We start from the raw sequence: 26,300 nt of genomic DNA, 5'->3' as shown, positions 1-26,300 counted from the left end.
CTCCGTTGCAAGCGCAATCTAGGCGTCATTGTTCCGGCCACTCCGGCCAGGCATAGAAAAGGAACCTCGTGCACATGTGTCCTCTGCGTATCGTCGTCGACCGCCCCTCCGACTGGCACCCCTACTACCCTACTGAGGACCTGATTACCGCCGGCGACTTTCTGGCCGATGAGCGGCTAGCCGCCAGCCAGGATGCCACCACTCATGTGATCAATTTATGTGCCGACCTGGACTACCTGGAAACCGGTTACTACGTATCGCTGCTGGCCCAAGCGCGCGGTCAACGCGTGTTGCCCAGCGTGGAAACCCTCAATCAATTGTCGCGCAAGGCACTGATCGACTTGCAGTTGGAAAGTCTGGCACCGCTACTTGGCGAGTTGGCCAGGCGCGGTTCGCTGGCTGGCGATACCTTCACCTTGCGTGTGCTGTTCGGTGAATGCCTGCATCCGGAACTCGCCAAACTGGCCCGGCACCTTTTCGAACGCCTACCATGCCCTTTGCTGGAAGCACGCTTCACTCAACGCCAGGGAGCGTGGCGACTCTCGCGCCTCAAACCGCTGAAACTTTCCGCGCTGCACGGCAAGGAGCAGGATCTATTCGCCACTGCCCTGAACCGTCATTCACGCAAGGTCTGGCGCACTCCCAAGGCACGCAGGCGCTATCGTTTTGATCTGGCGATCCTGATCGATCCACAGGAAACATTGCCACCCAGCAACAAGGGGGCGCTCAAGCAATTCATTCGTGCCGGCCGGCGGCTGGGCATCGACGTTTCGCTGATCACCAAGCGCGACGAAGGACGGCTGGCTGAATTCGACGGCCTGTTCATTCGCGAGACGACCAGCCTGGATCACCATACTTACCGCATGGCCAAACGCGCCGAGCATGAGGGGCTGGTGGTGATCGACGATCCACGCTCGATCCTGCGCTGCACCAACAAGGTTTATTTGCATGCCTTGCTGCGTGCCAAGGGAATTCCATGCCCCGATGGCCTGCTGCTCAACCGCCATGACCTGAAGCGGCTGCCAGAGAAGGCAGCCGGGTTGACTTACCCCATGGTACTCAAGGTGCCCGATGGCTCCTTCTCGCGAGGCATCGTCAAGATCGAATCTACCGAGCAGCTACTGCGCGAGGCCAGCCGGTTATTCGAATCCTCCGCCCTGTTGCTGATGCAGGAGTGGCTACCCACCGAATTCGACTGGCGTATCGGCGTACTGGATGGAGAAGCTCTGTTCGCTAGCCGTTACTACATGGCCCGCGGTCACTGGCAAATCTACGATCATTCCAAGGGTAAGGTGAAAAGCGGTGGTTTCAGCACCCATGCCCCAAGCGACGCTCCCAAGGCCGTGGTCAAGGCGGCACTCAAGGCGACTCGCCTGATTGGCGACGGCCTTTATGGTGTCGATCTCAAGCAGGTCGGTGAACGCGTAGTGGTGATCGAGATCAACGATAATCCCAATGTCGATGCTGGGGTGGAAGATACGGTGCTGGGTCCCCGTCTCTATGACAAGATCATGGGAGTGTTCCTGGATCGGATGGAGGCCCGGCGCCGCCACCATCACTAGTCATGACCACACGACGGAGGTGAGCGCCGATCGTCTAACCATCGAGTTCAGGGTAGTGACGGAAGATACCCTGTTCATTGAAGGATTGCCGCCGTCCCGAGGCCAGGTAGGCGGCAATATTGGGCCGCTCGGCAACTCGCACCGCCAAGGCACTCACCTCCGGGATCTCGGGCTCTAGGCGTTGCATGGCCTGAGGGAAAGCGTAGCGCAGGCCGGCAACCATCTGGAATAGCGACAGGTCGGCATAAGTCAGTGAATCGCCCACCAGCCAAGTATCGCCTTGAGGGTTGCTAGATAGTACGTGCTCGAAATAGCCCAGGAATTTCGGCAGCCGTTCACCGATGAGCAGGCTGGCACGACGTCTGGCCTCGGCCCGTTGCTGCTCGTAATACAGCGAGGCTCCGATCGGATGATGCACGTCGTGCACTTCTAGCAACCAGTCGCATAACGTGAGCTGCAACCCCTGAACCCAGAAGCGAGTGGACTCATCGTCCGGCACCAGCCCCAAACGCGGCCCAAGAAACTGCAGGATATTGGCCACATGCGAGACAACGATATCCCCCGCTTTCAGGAAAGGTGGTGCGAAGGGAGGACGTGACGCCTGCGGGTCGTCCAGATAGGCGGAAATGGCAGATACGCCATTGCCAGGCGATTGGCCAATGTCGAGATAGTCAGCACCGGCTTCCTCCAGCGCCAAGCGAATGAATTCTCCCCGGCCGGGAATGCCGGGCCAATAATAGAGTTCATAACGCATGATCGAGCTCCTGTCTTGTATCACCCGTCTCGCCCGCGTGACGCTTTAGTCACGGGTTCGATAATCCTCCAACAAGGTGGCAAATTCACTGACTTCAGCCTCATGGCCTGGCTCGCGCCAAGGTTCACGCAGGGCGTCTCGGTACCACTGCCGCATCGAAGAAAGCTGCAAGAGACGTTCTGTATACGCCATGGCGAGCTCATCGAGCTCAAGGCCATAGGACTGGATCCGGAAAGCAACCGGAGCGTAGAAGGCATCGACGGCGGTAAACTCTGGTCCGGCAAGATAAGGACCACCGAAGCGAGTGATCCCCTCGCTCCACAATTCGTCCAGGCGCGTGAGATCGCGTTGCAAGGACGGCGGCACCTCGGTCAGTTGCGCGCGAATGCCACAGTTCATGGTGCAGCGTTGCCGCAATTCGGCGAAACCGGCATGCATCTCGGCACTGGCACAGCGGGCCCATGCACGGGCAGCGGCATCTTCAGGCCACACACCGTCATAACGCTCGGCGAGATATTCGACGATACCCAACGATTCCCAGATGACGCTGTTGCCATCGACTAGACATGGCACCAGTCCTGTAGGCGAGAAGTCCCGAAACGGCGAGCCATTGGAACCTGTCTCGAAGGGTGTCAAACGCTCCTCGAAAGGGATGTCGAGTTCGCGCATCAGCACCCACGGGCGTAGCGACCAGGACGAATAGTTCTTGTTGGCGATATGCAGCCGGTACATGTTGTCCTCCCTATTCCATGGTATGGACTGACACTATTGCTGGTGACTGGCACGACGTCCAGTGACACGTCATGGAATCAGCACCGCTGCACCAATGAGCCGACCATGACGCAGGTCCTCGAGTGCCTGATTGGCCTGTTCCAGCGAATAGCGCTGGGTCTGCGTTCGTACCGGCACGCGGGGCGCCAGGTCCAAGAATTCCACACCATCGCGACGCGTCAGATTAGCTACCGAACACAGGCGGCGCTCTTCCCATAGCAAGCGATAGGGAAAGGACGGGATATCCGACATGTGGATCCCACCACACACCACCACGCCACCGGGACGGACATGCGATAGCGCGGTGGGAATCAGTTCCCCCACGGGAGCGAAGATAATGGCGGCATCCAGATTCACCGGCGGTGTCTGATCAGCATCACCCGCCCATACCGCACCCAGGCGGCGTGCAAAATCCTGGGCCTGGATATCGCCGGGGCGTGTGAAGGCATAGAGTTCCTGCCCATTGGCAACACTCACTTGGGCGAGAATGTGTGCGGCAGCCCCGAAACCATAAAGCCCCAACCGGTGAATGCCGTCACCCGCCATACGGTAGGCGCGATAGCCGATCAAGCCGGCACACAACAAGGGAGCGGCCGCCTCGGCGGAATAGCCGACAACAGGAAAACAGTAGCGGGCATCAGCGACGCAATATTCTGCATAGCCACCGTCACGGGTATAACCAGTGAATTGCGCCTGCGCACACAGATTCTCACGTCCGGCCAGGCAATGCTCGCAGGTACCGCAGGTCCAGCCTAACCATGGCACCCCGACCCGCTCGCCTGTTGCAAAGCGCTCCACGCCCTCGCCTAGCACCACGATCTTGCCAACGATTTCGTGCCCCGGCACTAGCGGTAACCGGGGATCGGGCAGTTCGCCATCCACCACGTGTAGGTCGGTGCGGCAGACAGCGCACGCCTCGACCTGGATCGATACCTCGCCAGGGCCAGGCCTAGGTCGGGGGATTCGCTGCATGCTCAAGGGTGAACCCACCTTCTCAAACAGCATCGCCCGCATATCATCACTCATGGCTATCTCTCACATCCTCGATGCATGACCGCCGACACATTTCGACCAGTTGAGCAAATGCTTAGGAAATACGTTGTTCCAGCATAGCGGCTGATACCACACTGAATATGAGATAGATCAAGCTATCGTCTGTACTGACAGGTAGATCGTGATGTCAATGCGGGTGTCACCTTGCCCGCAAGGAGAGTCACCGTGAACGTCGATGTGAAGGAGATCGCTGAGAGTGTAACGTTGTCGCTGTGCGGCGATGTCATGATGGGACGCGGCGTCGACCAGATTCTGCCCCACACCAGCAGTCCCGAACTCTACGAGCCCTATGTCCGCGATGCCCGTGACTATGTAGGGCTGGCAGAACATGCCAACGGCACGATCTCACGTCATGTGTCTTTCGACTATATCTGGGGCGCTGCGCTGGAAGAACTGGAGCGATTCCAACCTGAGATACGTTTGATCAATCTGGAAACCGCTATCACCCGCCACGACACGCCTTGGCCGAACAAAGGCATCAATTACCGCATGCACCCGAACAATGCGCCTTGTCTGACGGCAGCGGGCATCCAATGCTGCGCACTGGCCAACAACCATGTGCTCGACTGGCACTATGGGGGGCTCAAGGAAACCCTCACCACCCTAGAGGACAATGGCATCGCGTATTCCGGTGCCGCCAACACCTTGGCCGATGCCTCGCGGCCGGCGAAGCTACCGCTCACTGGCGGCGGTCGGATGCTGGTCTGGAGCTTCGGCCTGGCCGACAGCGGTATCCCCCCGGAGTGGCGAGCCAAGACATCCCGTGCGGGAGTGTACCTACTGGACAGTGAGTCCGAGGAAGATGTCGAGGCACTGGCACAACGCATTACGGCCGAGAAACACAATGGCGATATCGCACTGATCTCTGTGCATTGGGGCGGCAACTGGGGCTACGAGATCCCCGCCGACCACCGCTACTTGGCTCAACGGCTGATCGATGCAGGCGCCGATATCATCCATGGCCACTCATCCCATCACCCAAAAGGAATGGAGCTCTATCACGGCAAACCGATTCTTTACGGCTGCGGCGACCTGATCAACGACTACGAGGGCATCAGCGGTCACGAGACATTCCATGCGGACCTGGCACTAATGTTCTTCTGTCGCTGGCAGTTGGACCGAAATGAACCGGCCGCCTTGTGGATGACGCCACTACGTCGACGGCGCTTCACTTTGGAGTATGCCAGCGAAGACGAGGCACGCTGGCTACAGGAGACCCTGAACCAGGTGAATGGGCCAGAAAGCCCAACGTTGACGATGGATGGAGATCACCGTCTTCACTGGCTTGGATAGCCTAATTCACTTCGACTTCGTAACCGGTAAATTTGCGCAAGTTGATCACGCCGGAGTCGAAGATCAGATATTGACCCTTGAGACCCAGCAAGGTGCCGGTGACATCCGGTGCCTTGTCAAAATTGTGCGAGACGATCTTGCGCGGATACTCCAGTACCGGGTATTCGAGCTCAACCGGGGTGGCATCGAGTTCGTGAATGGCATCGGCACCGAAGCGCTCGCGCAATCTGGCCAGCCCGCCTTCCAAACGCGCCAGCAACCGGTTGCGCTCAGCAATCAGATCCAACGGTTCGACCTCCCCCTTGAGCATCGCACGCCAGTTGGTCCGGTCGGAAACCTCTTCCTTGAACAATACCTCGACGAATCCCGACTGCTGGCGGGTATCGACTTCGAGGATCGGAAGGGCCTGAATAGCGCCCTGATCCAGCCAACGGGTGGGAAGCTGACTCTTGCGCGTGATGCCAACCTTGAGCCCCGAGGAATTAGCCAGATAAACCACATGGGGTTGAAAACAGTGCTGTTCGGCCCACTGCGGCTCGCGACAGGTTCCGGCAAAGAAATGGCAGGTTTCTGGCTTGACGATACACGTATCACACTGCGCAAGCGTCTTGAAACAGGGGTAGCAATAACCTTGTGCGAAGCTCTTCTTGGTAGCGCGGCCACAGTGGGTGCAAGCGATCGCGGAGGTCCAGGTCAACCCCAGGGATTGCCCCAGGCGCGCATTGAGATCCAATCGGTGCTCACCAGCTAGCAGGGTATAGTGAGCTGGTGCATCGCCTTGACCGGGCTCGATGGCCATCTTGCGCAGATTGCCACAGCATTCCGCTGCGACGCCGATCAGTTCACCCACTTGATGCTGTCTCCCTCATCGCTCTCGCTGCCGCACCCCGCCTGCTCCAAATAGCCGACACGCTGCTCCGGTGCCACCTTATGCTCGAACTCATACTTGATCACGGCCTCCAGGCACAGCTCAACCTGCTCGGGGTTCAACATGCGGCCATCCGGCCACTTGCGCAACGCCACTGCCTGCTTGAGGCTTGCGTAGATATCCGGCGTCATATGCCGGATCATCTTATCGAAGGTCATGTCACTCATTCTCGATCCTCAAAGTTGTCGCCGCTCGCGCCCCGAATAATACCAGCCCATGGCAAGGCCCACGACCAAACCGCCCAGATGCGCCTCGTTGGCGACATTGCCAAACCCCACTACACCGGCAAAGTCGGTCATGGTGAAGACCATCCAGCCAAGCATGAACACCACTAGCATCTGCGGTACGAAGAAGCCGCTTTGCGGGGCCCGGCGGGACATCAGCCAAACGTAACCAAGCAGCGCGAAATCGACGCCGGACATACCACCGAACAGTACCGTGCCAGTGGTATATTGCGCCAGGTTGGCCCCCACGGCGGTAATCAGCACAATCAACAGCATGCGACGGCTGCCTTGGATCGCTTCGATCTGACGACCGAAATACCATAGCCACAACATATTGAAAATCAGGTGCATCCAGCCAAAATGCAGCAGCGCCGGCGTGAACAACCGCCATACTTGACCGGAGGTCATGGCCTCTCCCAAGTTACCGAGCACTAGGCTGCCATTGACCACAGCGATAGGTACGATGGTCATAAGGGCAATGACCAGATCGCCAAATACCGCTATCAAGGCAAATACTACCAGGCACATCGCCAACAGCGTGGCAGTGACGGGTGCAGCTAAGAAGGGTTTCGCCAAAGGTAATGCCGCCAGCTTGCGGCGACCCTGCTGCCCCCTTGGCATCAAAGGCTCACCACGCTGCCAGCGCTCCAACAGTTGCAACAGTTCCTCATGCTGACCGGGGTCGGCCAGCCATAATGTGTAGCCCTCTTCATCCTCGGTAAAACGATGGCCAATGCGATGTGCCCACAACGCCTGTCGCAAAGGGCGGGTGTCGATGTCGCGAGGCAGCATGAGCACCTTGTACATGGCATCTCCCTTAGATAAAAAAGTCCCTTGAAAAGAAAAATCCGGCGGAGGGGGCCGCCGGATAAGAGCAAGGGATCATTCAAGGGAACACCTACTCTGACGGCGACAGCATCCGCAAGTTCATGCGCGATGTGTAAAACTATGTAATATTTTGTCTTTGCACGAAACAACCATCATCGGCCCTCAAACCGAAGCGCCTACTCATTACTGCAACCCGCAGCCGCAGCCGCAAAGTCTAATCGAAATCGACCTCCCAGGGGTTTGGCCTAACCTGTTCCGCCCGCGGCACACGAACCCATACGAAGTGGTTGGCATCCAACCGCGACTCACCATGCCAGCGATACGCCACCAGGCGCCCGAACTTGACGGCACTGTAATCGAGACAAGCGATATTGGGTGCCGGCAAGGCGGGAATCCCCTCACACCAGTAGTGGCCAATGAACAGCGGCGGCTCGTCAGGGCCGTAATAGCTCAACCGGGCACGTTCCGTTTCACTCAACGGGCGCAGTTCCAGATCGCCAGGGAGGTTATCGGGCTGGAATACCACATCACCATAAGTCCGGGGATTGCGTGCCCAGAAGTGAGCACGAAAGCTGCGACGGGTGAAACCATCACCGGAATGGATCGCAATATCGTCTGGCAATGAAATGTGGCTGCCTCGCGTCAAGCGGTCGAGCACTTTGAAGGCGAAACTGCCCGGTTCGACCGACTGCTGTAGAAAGGTCTCGGTCATGCGCGCATCGGGATAATGGCGTCGAAACTCATCGATCAGCGATTGATCCCAGCAGGCATGCACCACCCGCAGGCCATCCTGCTCGATGAACAGCGGTATCTCCATGAACCAGGCTAGTGTTTCGTCCCATTCGGCGGGATGTTCACGGTACTGTTCCAACGTTTCCTTGATAATGCGATTGTGTCGCGGGGTATGGTCACGCAACCACTCGTGGGCATCGTCATTTTCAGCGCGATGGCAATAGGCCAAGGCATTGTATTCGTGATTGCCCATTACGATCTGCGCTTCTCCCGACTCGACCATGCGCCTGACGATAGTCACCGCCAAGCGGATGCGTGGTCCACGGTCGATCAGGTCACCAAGGAAGATCGCCTTGCGACGAGGGTGCTGGTATACCCCTCCACGCTGGTAATAGCCAAGTTTCTCGAGCAATGTCGCCAGAGTGGCACCGCAGCCGTGTACATCGCCTATCAGATCGTAGCCTTCGATATCAGAGCGGATCGTCACCTCACTCTCCCAATCGACTGCTCCAGCCGAGCTTGCTGCGACAGACTTCATAGAAGTTGTGGCCGTAGGGATGCAGCAGCTTCAGGCGCTGGGGCTTGCGACGTACATAGAGAATATCATCAGGCTTAGATACCACTTTGGTCTGACCATCACAACTGACATGCGGATAGGCTTCGTTGGTCTCTCCAATATGGATACGAATCTCACTACTGGCATCGACAACGATAGGCCGGCTCGAGAGGGTGTGCGGAAACATTGGCACTAGTGTGATGGCGTCGATACGCGGATGCACGATAGGGCCGCCACCCGATAGAGCATAAGCGGTAGAACCGGTGGGAGTAGCGATGATCAGACCATCGCTGCGTTGGCTGTAGACGAACTGTCCGTCGATGAAAAGCTCGAACTCGATCATCCGCACTGCCTTACCGGGGTGGACGACGACATCGTTGAGCGCCTCGGCAGTTCCCACCAGCGCGTTATCGCGGAAAACCTCGGCATCGAGCAGAAAACGCTCTTCGATTTCGTAGTGACCGGCCAATACCTCACCGACCTTCTCTTCCAACTCATCGGGAGAGATATCGGTAAGAAAACCCAGACGCCCACGATTGACTCCCAGCACGGGCGTACCGGTGCGGCACAGAGCCCGGGCAGCCCCCAGAAGGCTTCCATCACCGCCGACCACGACCACCAGATCGCAAATCTCGCCGAGCATGCGACGACTAGCCTCCTGCTGGCCATGGTCCAGCAGTACAGTGGCAGTACGGTCCTCGATGATGACGTGATAGCCACTCGTATCAAGGAAGCGAATCAGCCGCTTGAGCGTGTCGACGACCTTGGCGCTGCCCAACCGGCCAATCAGCCCGATATTCTTGAAGGATGTCATGGACTCAGCCTTTCCCGTCGAGGCTGGTCATTATGCGGGGTCGCCCGCTTCCGGGCAAACCACGGGGTGATTGCTCAAACCGGGGACGCCACCTGGCGCCGCTTGGCCCACCACTCATTGACCAGCAATGAAACGACAATGATCGCTCCGCCCAAAGCCAATCGTGGCAAGTCGGCATCGCGGTTCCAGATCAACAGGTTGACCAGCAACCCTGCCGGAATCAATGCATTGTTCATGATCGCCAGCGCTCCGGCATCCACTTGGGTTGCCCCCTTGTTCCATAGGAAGTATCCCAAGCCAGAGGCCGCTAGCCCCAGCCAAGCCAAGACCCCCCACTGCACACTGGTGGTAGGCAGCATATGTGGGTTGCCGAACAGACCGAAAGCAAAGACCGCCAGCGCCAGGGCACCCAGATAGAACCAGCCGAACACACTGCGGTGCGGGAGGTCCTTGGGCAGTCTTGCAGCGAGATAACGATAGGCGACCTGGCCGAGAGCGAAACAGACATTGGCGCCCTGCACCACCAGGAAGCCAAGCCAAAAGCCACTATCAACACCTTGGTAACGAATCACCGCTGCACCCCCTACGGCAATCGCGGCCGTTAGCAGGTAAAATGGCGTGAAGCGACCCGCCATGGCATCGTCGATCAGCGTTACGTAGAGCGGGGTAAAAATGGTGAACAACAGCACCTCGGGTACCGAGAGAAGCAGAAACGACTGATAAAAGAAGACATACATCAGCCCAAGCTGGATCGCTCCGATCCCCATCAAGGCCAGCTTATGGACATGACTCAACCTCCCTGGGCGCAGGAAGGGCAGGAACAGCAGCGCCGCCAGGGCAATGCGCATCAGCACTGCGAAATAGCTATCCACCTGTCCAGACAAATAGACACCGATCAGCGAGAACGAGAAAGCCCATAGCGCCGTGACGCCAATCAGATAGCCCATGGTAAACTCCAGTGAGAGACGCAACGTTGACGGCGATTATACGCTTGGTCCCCCTTTTGACGACAATTCAGCATCTGGAATTCACGTCCCAGTCAGGACCGAATTCACGCTGCGCCTGGTCGGGTCAGGGCAAGGGGACGGTGAAAGCAGTCATTCGTGGCAACACCATACGTTTCCATGAACGAGGCCACTTCATTCCCGAAGGTCACTCCCGAGCGGTGCCTTTCACCAATGTCTACCGCTGGGAGGTGGAGCCAAACTGCCTGCGACTCTTTCACGAACGTCGCGGCGCCGAGCACGCGGTATGGCTATTCGACCTCATCGAGGACGAAGCCTCATCTACGCTGGTAAGCCACGATGCGCACTTGTGCGGCGATGATCGCTACTCGGCACGGCTCACGCCACTCACCAACGGTTTCGACCTGAACTGGCATATCGAGGGGCCGCGCAAGGATGAAGCGATCCACTACCGCTACCGGCACACCTGAGTCATCACACCAAGCATCGTCACTCCCACCTCAAGGTCTCGGAATGCGCCGGATTATCGGCATGGGAAGTGGTACTGAGAACATCCGAGTCGTATGACTCGCCCAAGGTGGCGAAGTACTCTTCCAGCTTGTCCCGCGCAAGATCACCAAACAGGATATCGCAGGCCTCCCTCAATCCTGGCGAATGGCGAATGTCCTCGAGACGCACCACTTGGGCGATTTTCGATCGGCGACGCAGAAAATCCTCCAGCTTGGTGATCATCTCGCGGCGCTCGGCCTGACGAATCTCGCAACGTAAGTATTCAGTGCCGCGTATCAGCACTTCCGCCTGGCGCGGGTCCTCACGAATCTCTTCCAGCATATCGAGAGCCCGAGCGCCATAACGCCGCCACAATCGGGCACTTAGCTTTTCGGAGGCGTGTTCCGAGGTCAGGCTGTCCAGGTCCATCAAGTGCGCCTGATGGAAAAATTCATCGCGCACCTGCCGGGGGGACTCTCCATGCCAACGATAGTTCGGGTAAGGGATGGCGATACCGAACCGGCGTACCTCGTCAACGATCTCATCGCCGACATTGAGACAGTCGGTGAGTTTGCCACCAAAAATACTCAGATGCGCCGAAGCGGCATCCCTATCGATGGCATGTTTACGCGAGAGTTGCAGGAAGTCGCGATTTTCACTCGAGCGGGCATTGACCACCAACGGTCTGACACCGCAACGGGTGGCGATGATGTCTTCTTTTCCGAGTGGTCGAGTGAGGCTCAAGCGCTTGTTGATGTTATCCAGCACGAAGCGGATATCGTCGTCGGTGACATGGACTTCCGGGCCTTCCATGCGAGTATCGGTGGTACCGATGCAGGTGCGGCGTCCCATGGGAATGACGAAGAACAAGCGCCCATCATCAGCGAAAAACGCCAGTACTCGCTTGCTCTTGGTGAGTTGGGGTACGATCAGGTGGATGCCCTTGGAGTAGACGTGCTGATGCGAGGTACTCTGCCCGGTCAGCGCATTGTGTTCGTCCACGTATGGCCCTGCAGCGTTGATCAATACCTTGGAACGGATCTCGAAGGTCGAGCCATCCATCACATTCCGAGCCTGGGTGACCCATTCGCCCTCTTCAAACTGCGCACCCCCGGATTCGACGTAATTGGCGGCTACGCAACCGTGATCGAGGGCACTACGGATGAAGTTGAAGACAAAGCGCGCATCGTTGTCATGCAGGTAAGCGTCGGAATACTCAAAGCCCCCCACGCACCCATCGGTATCGACGATCTCTTCCATGGCCTCGATCTGCGACGGCGATAGGAATCGGGGCCTACGGGTGAACCCGCCGCCCATCAACCAATACAACCAGGTACCAGCCCATAGATAGCGCGGGGAGTAACGAAACCCCTTGCTCACGGTGGTCAGGAAGCGGATCTCCTGCACCGTGGAGGGATAACTTTTGATGAGATGATTGCGGCTCTTGCACAACTTGCGCACCAAGGCGAAATCATAGCTTTCCATGTACTTGATGCCGCCCCAAACCAGGTTCGATGAATGCATACTGGTACAGCTTGCGAAATCGCCGCGGTCGATCAACGCCACGCTGACGCCCTTGCCCGCTAGCGCCGCTGCCGAGGCCGCCCCATTGATGCCGCCACCGACGATCATGACATCGAAGGTCCTGCCGGAAAGCTTGCGAAGATTGTTCTGACGGAGTTGCATGTGTGCCTCTTCCAAAGCAAAGGCCCCGCTCGGTGCATTCCGAGCGGGGCCTCGATCCCGTTCGGGCAGCCGGTATTTTCGTTAACGGCAGAAGACATGCGGGGCGGGCCGAACGACCCGCCCCGTCGTCATCAGCGCGTACCGGCAGCCATCCATTCTTCCATCATCTGGTCGTAGGGAACGGTGGTACCCTGCGGCATCTCGTTGTCGAGCTTGGCCTTGGGTGCTCCGGGTTTTGACAGCCAGTACTCCGCACTTTCCTCTCCATTGAGTGCCGGCGAATAGGTTTCGAAGACCTTGGCCCGGGCCAGGCGCATCATGATGTTGTCGAGATCGCCGGCCAGGTTATCCAGTGCTTCTTGGGGAGTGATGTCACCGCTAACGGCAGGTGCCAGGTTCTGCCACCACAGCGGTGCCATTCGCGGATAGTCAGGCACGTTGGTGCCGGTGGGTGTCCAATTGGACTCGTTGGGGCTGCGGTAGAACTCTACCAATCCGCCCAACTTGGGTGCCATTTCGGTCATCTCGTCCGAGAAGATGTCTGAGCGGCGAATCGGCGTCAGGCCAGCGATCAGCTTCTCCAGTGACACCGTCTTGGCTGTGGTGAACTGGGCAAACAACCAAGCTGCGGTACGGCGATCTTCCGGAGTCGATTTGAAGAAGGTCCAGGACCCCACGTCTTGATAGCCGACCTTCATGCCATCTTCCCAGTAGGGGCCAACCGGCGACGGCGCCATGCGCCACTTGGGGTTACCCTCTTCGTCGGTAACCGCTACATCGGGGCTGACCATATCGGCGGTAAATGCGGTATACCAGAACATCTGTTGCGCGATATTGCCCTGCGCCGGCACAGGTCCAGCCTCGCCGAAGGTCATACCCTGGGCTTCGGGGGGCGCATAGTCACGCAACCATTCGACCATCTTGGTCACTGCGAACACCGCAGCCGGCGAGTTGGTCGCACCACCGCGGCTGACACTGGCGCCTACCGGACGGCTCTGCTCGTCGACCCGGATGCCCCAGTCGTCCACCGGGTTGCCGAACGGTACCCCAGGGCTACCCATCCCGGCCATGGATAGCCAGGAGTCGTGGAATCGCCAACCAAGCGAGGGATCGCGGCGTCCATAGTCCATGTGTCCATAAACCTTTTGACCGTCGATCTCACCGACATGCTCGCTGAAGAACTCGGCGATGTCCTCGTAAGCGGTCCAGTTGGTGGGCACGCCGAGATCGTAGCCGTAAATGTCACGGAACTGTTTCTGCAGGTCCTCGCGCTGGAACCAGTCATAGCGGAACCAGTAGAGGTTGGCGAACTGCTGGTCAGGCAATTGGTAGATGCTGCCATCGGGGCCAGTGGTGTACTGCAGGCCGATGAAATCATCCAGATCCAGGGTTGGCAGCGTATAGTCGGCCCACTCATTCTCCATGGCCTGGGAAAGGTTGACGGTGGCACCATAGCGGATGTGGGTACCGATGGCATCCGAGTCGTTGACATAGGCGTCGTAAATGTTGCGCCCCGACTGCATCTGGGTCTGCATGTTGTTGACCACATCGCCTTCGCCGATGATGTTGTGGGTCACCTCGATGCCGGTCAGCTCGGTGAAGGCCTTGGCCAGTACATCACGCTCGTAGACGTGGGTGGTCAATCCCTCTGCCACGGTATTGATCTGCATGCCACGGAAAGGCTCGGCGGCTTTGGCGAACCACTCCAGTTCGGCGATCTGCTCCTCGCGTGAAAGGGTCGAGCGTGGAAAGACGTCATCCACCAGGCGTTCGATAGTGGCTCGGGTATCATGCTGGTCGGCATGCAGTGAGCCACTTACCAGAAGCATGCTGGCGGCCAATAGAGAGAGTCGCATTGTTGTCGGTTTCATGATGACCTCTTCGTGAATTGTGGTTCGTCCTTGATGAGTCAACTCCATAATCGTGCTTCAGCCCCAGCGCATCAGTACCAACATCCAAAGCACCGATACTCCTAGGGCCAGCCAGATGCTCAACGGTGTAAAGCCCACCACCACCAAATGCAGATAGGCAGCGGACAGCAGCCCAATGAACAAGCGATCGCCGCGGGTAGTGGCAATGGGTAGGAAGCCCTTGCGCTCCACAGAGGGGGAGACGACTTCCCAAGCGGTCATACCGGCCAGCATGGCGGCAATGGTGGCGAAAAAGATTGCCGTGGGCAGCGTCCAGACCATCCAAGACATGGCATTTCCTCCTGTCAGGTACGGCCCAGGGCGAAGCCCTTGGCGATATGGTTACGAACGAAATAGACGACCACGATGCCGGGCAAGATCGTCAGCACACCAGCGGCCGCGAGTGTTCCCCAGTCGATACCCGAAGCAGTGGAAGTTCGCGTCATCACCGAGGCAATTGGCTGGGCATTGGTAGAAGTCAGCGTACGAGCCAACAACAGTTCCACCCACGAGAACATGAACAGGAAGAACAGCGTTACACCGATACCAGAGCGAATCATGGGAATGAATATCTTGACGAAGAACTTGGGGAAACTGTACCCGTCGATGAAGGCCGTTTCGTCGATTTCCTTGGGCACGCTGCTCATGAAACCTTCGAGAATCCACACCGCCAACGGAATGTTGAACAGGCAATGGGCCAGCGCCACGGCAATATGGGTATCGAAGAGTCCCACTGTGTAATAAAGCTGGAAATAGGGCAGCAGAAACACTGCGGGTGGTGCCATCAGATTGGTCAGTAACCAGAAGAATAGATGCTTGTCACCAATGAACTGATAGCGACTGAAGGCATAGGCGGCCGGCAGCGCCACCGTGATGCTGATCAACATATTCATCAGCACATAAGTGATGGAGTTCACATAACCCATATACCAATTGGGATCGCTGAAGATATTGGCATAGTTCTCCAGCGTGAACTCCTGAGGCCAGAAGGTCAGCTCACCAAGGATCTCGCTATTGGTCTGGAAAGACATGTTCAACAACCAATAGATCGGCAACAGCACGAAGACGATATAAACCACCATCAGTACCCTGGAGCGGATAGGTGAGGGGCGTTTCGCGACGTTGATGGCAGGCCTCTCCTGGCTATGAGTCGTGGTCTGGGCAGAGGCTGCCTGCGTTATCGAACGAGTGGAATCATTCATTTCAGGCCCCTCTCTCTTTCTTGTCTTTTTGCATGTTCATGATGGCGGTGTAGAACACCCAACTGACCAGCAAGATGATCAGGAAATAGATCAACGAGAATGCTGCCGAGGGGCCTACGTCGAATTGAGCGGTCGCCATGATCGCCAGCGCCTGACTAAGGAAAGTGGTCGAACTCCCGGGACCGCCACCGGTCAGCACGAAGGGCTCCGCATAGATCATGAAGGAATGCATGAAACGCAACAGGATGCCGATGACCAATACATTGGTCAGCTTGGGCAGTTGGATATAGCGGAAAATCGCCCAACGCGAGGCACGATCGATGCGTGCTGCCTGATAATAGGCTTCAGGAATGGCCCGCAGGCCGCTGTAGCAAAGCAGGGCGATCAGCGGCGTCCAATGCCACACGTCCATGATGATGATGGTAATCCAAGCATCGAGTGGACTGCGGGTAATGTTGTAGGAATAGCCCAGTTCGCGCAGGCTCCATCCCATCAGACCGATATCGCCACGGGTGAAGATCTGCCAGATACTGCCCACCACGTTCCAGGGAATCAGCAGTGGCAGGGTCACCAGAATCAACACCGCCGACGCCTGCCAGCCCTTCTTGGGCATTAGTAGCGCAATGCCAATACCCAGCGGCACCTCGATGGCAAGAATGGTCAACGAGAAGACGAACTGGCGGCCCAAGGCGCTCTGTAGCGCTGGGTCATTAAGCATCTGTACGAACCATTCGGTACCGGTGAAATACCGTGTCTGGGCGTCGAAGACGTCCTGCACCGAATAGTTGACCACCGTCATCAGCGGAATGATGGCCGAGAAGGCGACCAGCAGCAGCATGGGCAGTATCAGCCACCACGCCTTGTTGTTGCGCACCTTGTCATTCATGGTCTATCTCCACGCGGAATTCGTCGACGTACAGGCCGATCCGGTCATCGGGAAAACGGATGAAAGCGTTGTTGTGCGGCGTCGGGCTGTCTTCATCGATACGCGCCTTGAGAGCGATATCCCCCAGGTGAAGCGATAGGATCGAATAGGTACCGAGATCCTGGATGTCGTCCACCGTGACCTCTATGCCACCCTCGACAGGAGCGACATGCACCTCGACGAATTCAGGGCGAACACCCAACTTGACGTTGTTGGAACTTGCCTTGGCGACAGCATCATATATCCCCCGCCCGAGCGGGATGATGGTGTCTCCGGCAACGATTTCACCGTCTCTGGCACGGACATCGAAGAGGTTCATGCCGGGGCTGCCGATGAAGTAACCGACAAAGGTATGGGCGGGTCGCTCGAAGAGTTCACGGGGCGTGCCAAATTGCACCACCTGCCCCTCGTACATCACCGCGATCTTGTCGGCAAAGGTCGACGCCTCCAACTGGTCATGAGTCACGTAGACCATGGTGATGTTGAAACGCTGGTGAATTTCCTTGAGTTTGCGGCGTAGTTTCCACTTGAGTTGGGGGTCGATCACCGTAAGCGGTTCGTCGAACAGGATCGCCGAGACATCATCGCGAACCAGCCCTCGCCCCATGGAGACCTTCTGCTTTTCGTCAGCGCTGAGATTCTTGGCCTTGCGCTTGAGTTGAGGAGTGAGCTCAAGCACATCGGCAACCTCCAACACCCGCTCATGGACCTTGTCCTCGGACGTCCCCACATTGCGCAGCGGAAAGGCAAGGTTGTCGTACACCGTCATGGTGTCGTAGACCACCGGAAACTGGAAAACCTGGGCGATATTGCGATGCTCGGGAGACAAGGCGTTGACCACCTGGCCGTCGAATAGCACTTCACCACTGGACGGCTCGAGCAGTCCGGAAATAATGTTGAGTAGTGTCGACTTACCGCATCCCGATGGCCCAAGCAGGGCATAGGCCCCCCCCTGCTGCCAGACATGGGTCATCTCACGGATTGCGTAATCCTCTGGTGAGCCGGGGGTTGCCAGATAGGAATGCGCCAGGGATTTGAGAGCAATTTCTGCCATGTCACACTCCAGCGAGTCTTGAAGGGATATGCACCACTGTTCCCTGCCGGTCGAAGGCATACACCTTATGCGTGGGGAAATAGACCGTGATCCGTTGATCGACCTCGAACTCGTGGACGCCAGCCAGGTGCACCACTAGATGAAAGAGGTCATTGCTGACGTGCAGGAAGGTCTCTGAGCCGCTGATCTCCGCCAGGTCGACTTTCACTTGCAACTCCAGGTCGTCATCGGCCTGGGGTGTCAACGACAGGTGGGAGGCACGCACACCGAACTGATATTCCCCTGGTATCAGCGTGCGTAAGTCATCGTTGAGCGGAAAGTGGACACTTCTGTCGAAGGTGATTTCCGAGCCAGAGACCAACCCCCGAACCACATTGATCGGTGGCTCCGAGAACATCTCGGCACTGAGGATATCGCGGGGTCGGTGGTAGACGTCTTCGGTGCGGCCATATTGCAATAACCGCCCTTCGTGAAGCACTGCAGCATTGCCACCCAGCGCCAATGCCTCTCCCGGCTCGGTAGTGGCATAGACAGCGATGCAGTTGCGCGCAGCAAACAACGCCCGAAGCTCCTCGCGAAATTCCTCGCGCAGCTTGTAATCCAGATTGACCAAGGGTTCGTCGAAGAGGATGACATCGGCATCCTTGACCAAGGCACGGCCCATGGCAGTTCGTTGCTGCTGACCACCGGAAAGTTCGAGGGGATAACGCTCGAGCAGGTGTTCGATATGCAGCATTTCGGCGGTTTCGCGTACTCGCCGGTCGATCTCTCGCTTGTCGACACGCGCCAGCTTGAGTGGTGAGGCAATATTCTCGTAGACCGTCAGGCTGGGATAATTGATGAACTGTTGATAGACCATGGACACGTTGCGATGGCGAACCGATATGCCTGTCACATCGTGACCGTCCATCAGGATACGTCCTCGAGTCGGCCGCTCCAGGCCAGCCATCAACCGCATCAGTGTCGTCTTGCCGGCCAGGGTACGCCCAAGCAGCACATTGAAAGAGCCAGGGGCAAGTTCCAAGGTGATATCGTCGATGTGAGTGGCACCGTTGACCACGTGCGTGACGTTTTCAAGGATCAGAGACATGATGATCTCGTGGTTATCGTTGGTTAGACGGGGGCGATGCCAGGGAAATGACCACATGATGTCGGCATGCTGAACCGGCCGAATGACTGTGCCAGGGAGTTGCCCGGCTGAGAGGAAAAAGATCAGGCAAGCGTGCCATGATTACACCTTTGTCTTGTAGTTGTGGAAACGGGTGCCGATTTGGCCCAACGAGACCCTGAGCCGGGGCGACGCAATGTTCGCTTTCAAACAAAACAGAAGAAATAATGTTCGTTTTCGATAATGAGGCTAGCGCACCCCTTGACTGGCTTCAATTGCTTTTTCAACTCGGCGACTCATACCATAGTCTATGAACCATGGGACATAGATGAGCACTGAAGGAAGCTTTCAAGAGCAGTCACTAGGAGAGCAGCGCATTTCAGGCGCACACAAACAGCCAACCTATGTTCGGTTGGCTTTTCGAATGGAGCTCAGTGTTTCGTTTTCGATCATATGTGTCCCTCAGGGACACAGAGGTGCCTGGCTAGCGTTGTTTGCGTAGCCACCAAGCATGCAGGACACCAGGCAGATAACCGAACAGCGTCAGGAGGATATTGACCCACAAATGCCGGCCTCGCCCAGCCTGCTGAAGGACACTGACCGGCGGGAGGAAAACGATCAGCGGGAGAGGCGTTGGATGAAGGCTGGTGGAGGGGGTCAAGGCTTTTTTAGCGGCACCGCGGAAGGATTGCCCTCCCCGTGCGTGGCACCACGATCACCGACATGATGCAAGTGGGCTTCAGGGTCGATTTTCTGCTGTAACTCGTCGGCGCCGCTTGCCAGTTCCTCGTGGTAGCGCTCCCAGTCCTCCCAGTCGTACGGAGTCCCGGTTCTTGGACGGTGCTGCCCTGCCTCCCGGGCACGCGACCACGCCAGTTCCTCCAAGGTATTGGGTTTGTCTTTGTCCTTGTCGAGCCGCACACCCTTGCGGGCCAGATATTCACGCGCATCCATCAGTTTTCTCCCTCCTTCTCTCTGCCTGTGTTCATCGATAACTTCTATTGGCTGATTATATTCAATCAAATTCCATTCGTTCCGCTGCCTGGAGATACTGACGTCCATTTCATTTCAGGTTTGGGGAGTACAACACTCGCCTCTTACCAGCTATTCGGTTCGAGTCGGAGAGTCCTCCTCGGGTTCCGCACCCTCCTGATACCGCTCACAATGACAGACAAGGATCCACAAGAATGCAAGAGCGCAAGGTCGAGTCGCTATCATTGGCGCTGGTACCGCTGGCCGCTATCCAGAGCTGCGGGCCGGCCATCGGCGCACACCGTTGGCTATCTATTCAGTGATCCACAGATGGCAACCGTGGGACTCGGCTATGCTGAACGTGAGAGACGCTATGGCGCCTGTGGATGCTTGGCGGTGGGCGAGGTCTCGTTCGAGGACCAGGGCCGCTCTCGGGTCATGCGCATCAATAAAGGGAAGATGCGCTTGTATGCCGAGCATGGCTCAGGGTTATTTCTGGGAGCCGAGATCTTCGGACCTCGAGCCGAGCACCTAGCGCACCTGTTGGCCTGGTCCCAGCAGCAGCGGTTGAGCGTCGCGCAGATACTGGATATGCCCTTCTATCACCCTGTGATCGAAGAAGGGCTGCGTACAGCGCTTCGAGACCTCAACGCCAACCTGCAACTGGGGCCTGCCATCGTCGAACGCTGCATGGAGTGTGGCCCCGGCGATTGAAGCATTGCCATACACGTGGGTGCCATAGTCAGCGGCTCATAAGGGGTCATGTCCTCTGGCAGAAGGAGAATCGCCATGCCCAACAAGGCGCCTACCATCGTTCGCGATATCATGTCGCGTGACTGCTACCGTGTCAGCAGCAATACGTCGGTGACCACCCTGGTCAAGGGACTGGCGCTGCACCGCCTTCCCGGGGCTCCGGTGGTCGATGATCGCGATCACCTGATCGGTTTCATCTCCGAGCAGGATGTCCTGGGCAAGGTGCTGGAAAGTGCTTACCTCAATGACGAGCCCCCATTGGTCAGGGAGTTGATGCGTCATGAGGTGCTGTCGGTACTTCCCACCAAGAGCATTACCGACTTGGCACAGGAAATGCTCGGCACCAAGCCCAAGGTCTACCCCGTGGTGGAACAGGAGCGTTTGGTAGGCATCGTCACCCGGCGTGACGTGCTCAGTGCGATTCTAAAGATGCGTGGCGGACACTGACGCCGCCCAACCTGCTTTCAGAACGTGGCCCCGACATTACCGGGGTCACGTTTGGCGGTGTCAGGCCACGTGTGACGGACAGGCAAAGAAAAAGCCGCCAAGCAAGCACTTGGCGGCTAAAGGATCGAAACTGCAAGCATAAGAGGCAATAACTGAAGCGACTGCTATCGGTTCAGGAAATTGCGCTTGCATTGTTGTGACAACAACAAGCCCAAAAGTTCTCCACCAACGGCAAAGTTTTTGCCTACCGCTCCGGGATAGAAGAAGCCTCACTGGACACCGTGGCTGCTCTCGACTTGCTGGCTAGGCAAGAAACGACAAAACAAGGGCTTACCAGGCTTGTCGCGGTATATGCGAGAGACAGCTTGCTTTCGATAAGCCATTGGATTTACTATCGAAACCGCATTGCGGGTGTAGCTCAATGGTAGAGCAGAAGCTTCCCAAGCTTAAGACGAGGGTTCGATTCCCTTCACCCGCTCCATTCATGCCGGCATGGCAAGTGGAGACGCCTTTCGTCACTTCCTCACCAGGGTTCTGGTCATGGCACTGTTTCTGCTGATCTTCGCTGTCTGCATGCTGGTCATCTGCAGCGTGGTAGGCATACTGCTGCTTTCCCGCACACCTCGCTACCGTACCGAACCTAGGGACCTGCTCACCCTGTTCGACAAGACGCTGGAGGGCAACATCGGTGAGACCGAGTGGAACACCATCATCGGTTATCCGGTACGTCACGACGAGTATCTCGAGAACGTTCGACGCCGCGCACAGCGCCTGATGGACGAACACGGCCGTCCTTGGAAAGCAGCCAGGGGGGAACCTTTACTATCCCCGGCCGGATGCGAGGAGCTTTCCATCCTACGTGATCACTTGGCAGCTCATACCGCTTTGCGAGAAAGGCAACGCCACGAACATTGAATGCCCCCTGCCCTTATGTCGCCCAGGCCATTACAATGAAGCCATACGTTCGTGTTACCAGCGTGCCTGAGGTCACTCCATGCCCAGTGCCATTCGCCTGATCCCGCTAGATAATACCACCAAGCACCACGACCATGATTTCCACCAGATCGTGATTGGCCTCAATGGGCACGCGGAGTTCGAGATCGAGGGATTGGGCGGTTCCATCGCATCGCTTTCCGGCTGCATCGTGCCGGCCAACCATGTTCACTATTACGAGGGTATTGGCGAAAACCGGCAGTTGATCCTCGATTTGCCCGTCGACGGCCCATCGTTGACCGGACCGCATCACGAACTTTCAAGACTCTTCGATGCCCCGCGCTTCTTCGCACTCGACGAGCCTTTGCGTTTGTACCTTAACTTCCTGACCCAGGAATTGTGCCAACCGCATCATCAGGCGCCCTCTCAGCGACATGGACAAGGCGACTTGCTGGCTGCTACCTTCCTGGGCTGTTTGCATGCTCGGCTACACCCCGACCTACCAGCCAACAACGCCAAACGGCTGAACCTTCGGGCGCTCGACCGCTTCATCCAGTGTCACCTCTCCGATCGCCTGACAGTTGCCGACCTGGCACGCCAGGCCTGCTTGAGCGAAGCCCACTTCAGCGAATGCTTCCGCACCCAGACGGGGATCTCTCCTTATCAGTATCTACTGCGCCAACGTCTAGGTGCCGTACGTCATCTGCTCACCTCGACACGCCTCCCTCTCTCCGAGATCGCCGCGCACACAGGTTTCGCCAATCAAAGCGCGCTATCGCATGCCTTCCGGCGTGCGTATGGCCACCCCCCCAGCCAACTACGGCGTACTGATACCCAAAACACTGCCTTATTGCCGGCGACCCCTTAAGCGAAGAGACGACATTCTACTAGACTAATGTCTAAAAACTTGAGTCGCTTCAATAATTTTCCGCGCTTTTGACAAATCCTGCCGGGGAATTGGCAAGACACCTCCACCCCTCCCACCCTAAAGTCAGGCCGTCATCACGGGGGCGACTCGGTCAATTCGACTGGGGCCGTCCACCCATCGCTATGGGGTAGTCACATGCTCAATGCTAACAATATGTTGGACAGTGCCACTTGGCAGCAGGATCTCGAGACGCTGTTCGCTCGTATCAGTGATCATTACATCGTCGATGAGAATGACTTCGTCGCAGAACAGGTGAAGTTCCTTGCCGCTGACGAAGAAGATTTCAAGCGCATTGCCGCCAAGACGGCGGAGCTGGTGCGCGACGTCCGTAACATGGACACCGCGGTGGATAACATCGACGAGTTGCTGCAGCAGTACAGCCTGGACACCCACGAAGGGTTGATGTTGATGTGCCTGGCCGAAGCCATGCTGCGCATCCCTGATAAAGCCACTGCCGATGCCCTGATCGAGGACAAGCTGGGCCCCGCCGACTGGAAATCTCATTTGGGACAAAGCGAGTCGTGGTTCGTCAATGCCTCGACCTGGGGTCTGCTGATGACTGGCCGAGTGATCAATCTCGACCAGCCCAAGGATGGCAAACCGGCCAGCTTCATCAACAAGCTGGTCAATCGCATGGGCGAGCCGGTGATTCGTCGTGCCATGTACGAAGCCATGAAAATCATGGGCAAGCAGTTCGTCCTGGGGCGCGATATCGACGAAGCGTTGAAGCGTTCCAAGACACTATTCGACAAAGGCTATACCTATTCCTACGACATGCTTGGCGAGGCCGCGCGCACTCGTGCCGATGCCAAGCGCTATTTCGATGACTATGCAAACGCCATAGAACGGGTCGGCAAGACCAGCAAGTCGCTTTCGGACAAGACACCGGCACCATCGATTTCGATCAAGCTCTCGGCGCTGCATCCGCGCTATGAATTCGGTCGTCGCCAACAAGTTCTCGAGGAACTGGTGGGCAGTGTCAAGCAACTCGCCACCATGGCCCGCGAACTCGATGTCGCCATGACCATCGATGCCGAGGAAGTCGACCGCCTGGAGCTGTCGCTGGACGTTTTCCGCGCCGTATTCGAGAGCGAGGTCTGCCGTGGCTGGGGCCACTTCGGCCTGGTCGTACAAGCGTATTCCAAGCGCGCCTTGGCCGTGCTGCACTATCTCAACTGCCTGGCCGATCAGCAAGGTGACGAAATCCCCATTCGTTTGGTCAAGGGAGCTTATTGGGACAGCGAGATCAAGGAATCCCAACAGCTCGGCGTGGATGGTTATCCGGTCTATACCCGCAAGGCCAATACCGACGTCGCCTACTTGGTGTGTGCGCACTTCCTGCTTTCCGAGCACACCCGAGGGCGCATTTTCCCGCAGTTTGCCACCCACAACGCTCACACCATCAGCGCCATTCTCGAGATCGCCAACCAGGCGGTGCGCCCCTTCGAGTTCCAGCGCCTGCATGGCATGGGGGAAGCCCTGTATGACGCCGCACTGAAACGTGCGCCTCAAGGTACCTATTGCCGTATCTATGCCCCCGTGGGTGCACACAAGGACCTGCTGCCGTACCTGGTGCGTCGTCTGCTGGAAAATGGCGCCAACTCCTCCTTCGTACACCAACTCGTCGATCCACGGGTCCCGGTGGAATCGTTGTGTGTGCACCCTGCGGAGACGCTCAAGCAATACCAGACCTACGCCAACCCCAAGATCCCTCTGCCCAAGGATATCTATGGGCCAAATCGTCGAAACTCGCAGGGAGTGAACTTGAACATTCGCAGCCAATACCAGCCACTCATGGACGAGATGGCCGCTTTCATGGATAAGGAACACCATGTCAAGCCATTGCTGGCCTTCGAGGTAACAGACGCCCCTGCCAACACCCATGAGGTGTTGTGCCCCTTTGACCGTCGTGTCCGGGTTGGTAACGTGCAATGGACGACCCAGGAACAAGCGAGTCGGGCAGTGGATGCCGCCTGGACCGCGTTCCCGCGCTGGGATGCCACCCCGGTGGCCGAGCGCGCGGCGATCATCCGTCGCCTGGCCGAGTTGATGGAAGCCCATATGGCCGAACTGATGACGCTGTGCTCACGGGAGGGCGGCAAACTGCTCACCGACGGCGTCGACGAGATTCGCGAGGCGGTGGACTTCTGCCGCTACTACGCCATGCGTGCCGAGGAGCTGTTCGGCGACGCCACGCGCCTGCCCGGCCCGACAGGGGAGTCCAACGAGCTGATGCTGGCCGGCAAGGGGGTATTCGCTGCCATCAGTCCCTGGAACTTCCCGGTGGCAATCTTCTGTGGGCAAGTCATGGCGGCGGCGGTAGCGGGCAACACCGTGCTGGCCAAACCCGCTGAGCAGACCTCGCTGGTCGCCCACCGCGTCATCGAATTGTTGTACGAAGCCGGTATGCCTCGCGACGTGGTTCAGCTGCTGCCCGGCGACGGCCCCACTGTGGGCAGCGTGCTGACCTCCGACCCGCGTATCACTGGGGTAGTGTTCACTGGCGGCACCGATACGGCCCAGATCATCAACCGTGCCTTGGCCGCCCGTGAGGGTGCCGCATTGCCAACCTTGATCGCCGAAACTGGTGGCATGAATGCCATGATCGTCGACTCCACCGCCCTGCCCGAGCAGGTCGTCGCCGATGTCATCCAATCGGCCTTCCAGAGCGCCGGTCAACGCTGTTCAGCTTTGCGCGTGCTCTATCTCCAGGAAGACGTGGCCGATCGCGTGATCGACATTCTCAAGGGCGCCATGGACGAACTGCATGTCGGTGATCCACGCGACCTGGGCACGGATGTCGGTCCGGTGATCGACGAAGACGCGCGCAAGGGGCTCTCTGCGCACATCGAAACGCTCAAGGGTGAAGGACGCCTGGTAGCGGAGACCAAACTCGATCCGGCACACACGACACATGGCACCTTCGTGGCTCCGGTTGCCTTCGAAATCGATGGTATCGATGCCCTCGAGCGCGAGCAATTCGGCCCCATCTTGCATATCGTGCGCTACAAGGCCGAGGAGATCGATGCGGTCATCGAGTCGATCAATAGCCGGCGCTATGGTCTAACCTTTGGTGTACATAGCCGTAACGAATCCTTCGCTGAAGCCATTGCACAGAAAATTCGGGTCGGCAACGTCTATGTGAATCGCAATATCATCGGCGCCGTGGTTGGAGTGCAGCCCTTTGGCGGCCAAGGCCTCTCCGGAACCGGTCCCAAGGCTGGTGGCCCGCACTATCTATTGCGTTTTGCTACCGAAAAGACCCTGACTATCAATACCGCGGCCCTCGGCGGCAATGCCTCCCTGCTCGCGCTAGGTGATGACTGACCTCGCACGAACAGGCCGTCGGGCAAGGCGACCTGCCTTGCCCGCCTGACGGGGGCGTACGAACCCCCCTTGCTTAACCCAAACTG

26 protein-coding genes and 1 tRNA gene are annotated in these 26,300 nt (G+C 57.7%); 9 read left to right on the top strand and 18 right to left on the bottom strand.

Going from position 1 to position 26,300, the window contains the following annotated elements; all coding sequences use genetic code 11:
- The first annotated feature begins 74 nt into the window (after positions 1-74).
- Positions 75-1,562 (top strand): RimK family ATP-grasp domain-containing protein, encoded by a 1,488-nt coding sequence (locus L861_RS17940; protein WP_016418064.1) that lies wholly within the window; start codon positions 75-77, stop codon positions 1,560-1,562.
- A gap of 34 nt (positions 1,563-1,596) precedes the next feature.
- Here L861_RS17940 and L861_RS17935 read toward each other — a convergent pair whose 3' ends face one another.
- The 3 genes from L861_RS17935 to L861_RS17925 all read right to left on the bottom strand — a co-directional run bounded on the left by L861_RS17935 (position 1,597) and on the right by L861_RS17925 (position 4,113).
- Positions 1,597-2,316, bottom strand: coding sequence for a glutathione S-transferase (locus L861_RS17935; RefSeq protein WP_016418063.1), 720 nt, complete (start codon positions 2,314-2,316; stop codon positions 1,597-1,599).
- Positions 2,317-2,361: 45 nt separating this feature from the next.
- Complete coding sequence (locus L861_RS17930; RefSeq protein WP_016418062.1) at positions 2,362-3,048, bottom strand: glutathione S-transferase family protein; 687 nt, start codon at positions 3,046-3,048, stop codon at positions 2,362-2,364.
- Positions 3,049-3,117: 69 nt separating this feature from the next.
- A complete protein-coding gene (locus tag L861_RS17925; protein WP_236617175.1) occupies positions 3,118-4,113 on the bottom strand; it encodes a zinc-dependent alcohol dehydrogenase family protein in 996 nt (331 codons plus the stop codon).
- 192 nt (positions 4,114-4,305) lie between these two features.
- Here L861_RS17925 and L861_RS17920 point away from each other — a divergent pair, with 192 nt between their 5' ends.
- Positions 4,306-5,433: a CapA family protein gene (locus L861_RS17920; protein WP_016418060.1), complete on the top strand. Its 1,128-nt coding sequence runs from the start codon at positions 4,306-4,308 to the stop codon at positions 5,431-5,433.
- 1 nt (position 5,434) lies between these two features.
- Here the strand turns inward: L861_RS17920 and L861_RS17915 are convergent, their stop codons facing one another.
- From L861_RS17915 to L861_RS17890, 6 genes are all read right to left on the bottom strand, one after another.
- Positions 5,435-6,232 (bottom strand): DUF2797 domain-containing protein, encoded by a 798-nt coding sequence (locus L861_RS17915; RefSeq protein ID WP_016418059.1) that lies wholly within the window; start codon positions 6,230-6,232, stop codon positions 5,435-5,437.
- Between the two features lie 38 nt (positions 6,233-6,270).
- On the bottom strand, positions 6,271-6,528 hold the full coding sequence (locus L861_RS17910) for a YeaC family protein (protein ID WP_016418058.1): 258 nt from the start codon (positions 6,526-6,528) through the stop codon (positions 6,271-6,273).
- Between the two features lie 9 nt (positions 6,529-6,537).
- Positions 6,538-7,392 (bottom strand): rhomboid family intramembrane serine protease, encoded by an 855-nt coding sequence (locus tag L861_RS17905; protein WP_016418057.1) that lies wholly within the window; start codon positions 7,390-7,392, stop codon positions 6,538-6,540.
- A gap of 235 nt (positions 7,393-7,627) precedes the next feature.
- Positions 7,628-8,614 (bottom strand): metallophosphoesterase, encoded by a 987-nt coding sequence (locus L861_RS17900; RefSeq protein WP_027947864.1) that lies wholly within the window; start codon positions 8,612-8,614, stop codon positions 7,628-7,630.
- 19 nt (positions 8,615-8,633) lie between these two features.
- The gene (locus L861_RS17895; RefSeq protein WP_016418055.1) at positions 8,634-9,515 is read right to left on the bottom strand and encodes an NAD(+) kinase; all 882 of its coding nucleotides are present in this window, start codon (positions 9,513-9,515) and stop codon (positions 8,634-8,636) included.
- Between the two features lie 74 nt (positions 9,516-9,589).
- The gene (locus L861_RS17890; RefSeq protein ID WP_016418054.1) at positions 9,590-10,462 is read right to left on the bottom strand and encodes a carboxylate/amino acid/amine transporter; all 873 of its coding nucleotides are present in this window, start codon (positions 10,460-10,462) and stop codon (positions 9,590-9,592) included.
- A gap of 11 nt (positions 10,463-10,473) precedes the next feature.
- On the opposite strand from L861_RS17890, the gene L861_RS17885 reads away from it, so the two are divergent.
- Positions 10,474-10,950: a DUF6314 family protein gene (locus L861_RS17885; protein WP_330217787.1), complete on the top strand. Its 477-nt coding sequence runs from the start codon at positions 10,474-10,476 to the stop codon at positions 10,948-10,950.
- A 19-nt stretch (positions 10,951-10,969) separates the two neighbouring features.
- Here L861_RS17885 and L861_RS17880 read toward each other — a convergent pair whose 3' ends face one another.
- The 9 genes from L861_RS17880 to L861_RS17845 form a co-directional block, all read right to left on the bottom strand.
- Complete coding sequence (locus L861_RS17880) at positions 10,970-12,655, bottom strand: glycerol-3-phosphate dehydrogenase/oxidase (protein WP_016418052.1); 1,686 nt, start codon at positions 12,653-12,655, stop codon at positions 10,970-10,972.
- Between the two features lie 131 nt (positions 12,656-12,786).
- Positions 12,787-14,526, bottom strand: coding sequence for an ABC transporter substrate-binding protein (locus L861_RS17875; RefSeq protein ID WP_027947865.1), 1,740 nt, complete (start codon positions 14,524-14,526; stop codon positions 12,787-12,789).
- A gap of 57 nt (positions 14,527-14,583) precedes the next feature.
- Complete coding sequence (locus L861_RS17870) at positions 14,584-14,856, bottom strand: DUF2160 domain-containing protein (protein ID WP_016418050.1); 273 nt, start codon at positions 14,854-14,856, stop codon at positions 14,584-14,586.
- 14 nt (positions 14,857-14,870) lie between these two features.
- Positions 14,871-15,767: a carbohydrate ABC transporter permease gene (locus tag L861_RS17865; protein WP_027947866.1), complete on the bottom strand. Its 897-nt coding sequence runs from the start codon at positions 15,765-15,767 to the stop codon at positions 14,871-14,873.
- Position 15,768: 1 nt separating this feature from the next.
- Positions 15,769-16,653 (bottom strand): carbohydrate ABC transporter permease, encoded by an 885-nt coding sequence (locus L861_RS17860; protein ID WP_016418048.1) that lies wholly within the window; start codon positions 16,651-16,653, stop codon positions 15,769-15,771.
- Positions 16,646-17,746 carry an ABC transporter ATP-binding protein gene (locus L861_RS17855; protein ID WP_016418047.1) on the bottom strand — a complete coding sequence of 367 codons (1,101 nt, stop codon included), beginning with the start codon at positions 17,744-17,746 and terminating at the stop codon, positions 16,646-16,648. Before L861_RS17855 ends, L861_RS17860 begins: the two co-directional genes overlap by 8 nt.
- 1 nt (position 17,747) lies before the next feature.
- Entirely contained in the window at positions 17,748-18,836 is a 1,089-nt protein-coding gene (locus tag L861_RS17850; protein WP_016418046.1) for an ABC transporter ATP-binding protein, read from the bottom strand.
- Between the two features lie 502 nt (positions 18,837-19,338).
- Positions 19,339-19,419, bottom strand: a complete 81-nt coding sequence (locus L861_RS25090; protein WP_236617176.1) for a YqaE/Pmp3 family membrane protein — start codon at positions 19,417-19,419, stop codon at positions 19,339-19,341.
- A 92-nt stretch (positions 19,420-19,511) separates the two neighbouring features.
- Entirely contained in the window at positions 19,512-19,808 is a 297-nt protein-coding gene (locus tag L861_RS17845; protein WP_016418045.1) for a hypothetical protein, read from the bottom strand.
- A 348-nt stretch (positions 19,809-20,156) separates the two neighbouring features.
- Here L861_RS17845 and L861_RS17840 point away from each other — a divergent pair, with 348 nt between their 5' ends.
- From L861_RS17840 to putA, 6 genes are all read left to right on the top strand, one after another.
- On the top strand, positions 20,157-20,540 hold the full coding sequence (locus L861_RS17840; RefSeq protein WP_016418043.1) for an oxidoreductase dimerization domain-containing protein: 384 nt from the start codon (positions 20,157-20,159) through the stop codon (positions 20,538-20,540).
- 75 nt (positions 20,541-20,615) lie between these two features.
- Positions 20,616-21,026, top strand: coding sequence for a CBS domain-containing protein (locus L861_RS17835; RefSeq protein WP_016418042.1), 411 nt, complete (start codon positions 20,616-20,618; stop codon positions 21,024-21,026).
- 407 nt (positions 21,027-21,433) lie between these two features.
- Positions 21,434-21,507: transfer RNA gene (locus tag L861_RS17830), tRNA-Gly, on the top strand.
- Positions 21,508-21,566: 59 nt separating this feature from the next.
- On the top strand, positions 21,567-21,941 hold the full coding sequence (locus tag L861_RS17825; RefSeq protein ID WP_027947867.1) for a hypothetical protein: 375 nt from the start codon (positions 21,567-21,569) through the stop codon (positions 21,939-21,941).
- Positions 21,942-22,020: 79 nt separating this feature from the next.
- Positions 22,021-22,827 (top strand): AraC family transcriptional regulator, encoded by an 807-nt coding sequence (locus L861_RS17820; protein ID WP_016418040.1) that lies wholly within the window; start codon positions 22,021-22,023, stop codon positions 22,825-22,827.
- Positions 22,828-23,022: 195 nt separating this feature from the next.
- Positions 23,023-26,214: a bifunctional proline dehydrogenase/L-glutamate gamma-semialdehyde dehydrogenase PutA gene (gene putA / locus L861_RS17815; RefSeq protein ID WP_016418039.1), complete on the top strand. Its 3,192-nt coding sequence runs from the start codon at positions 23,023-23,025 to the stop codon at positions 26,212-26,214.
- The last annotated feature ends 86 nt before the right edge of the window (positions 26,215-26,300 follow it).

This window comes from Litchfieldella anticariensis FP35 = DSM 16096, assembly GCF_000409775.1.
GTDB lineage: Bacteria > Pseudomonadota > Gammaproteobacteria > Pseudomonadales > Halomonadaceae > Litchfieldella > Litchfieldella anticariensis.
Note: the sequence above shows the minus strand (reverse complement) of the source record. Positions and strands in the feature narration are given on the sequence as shown.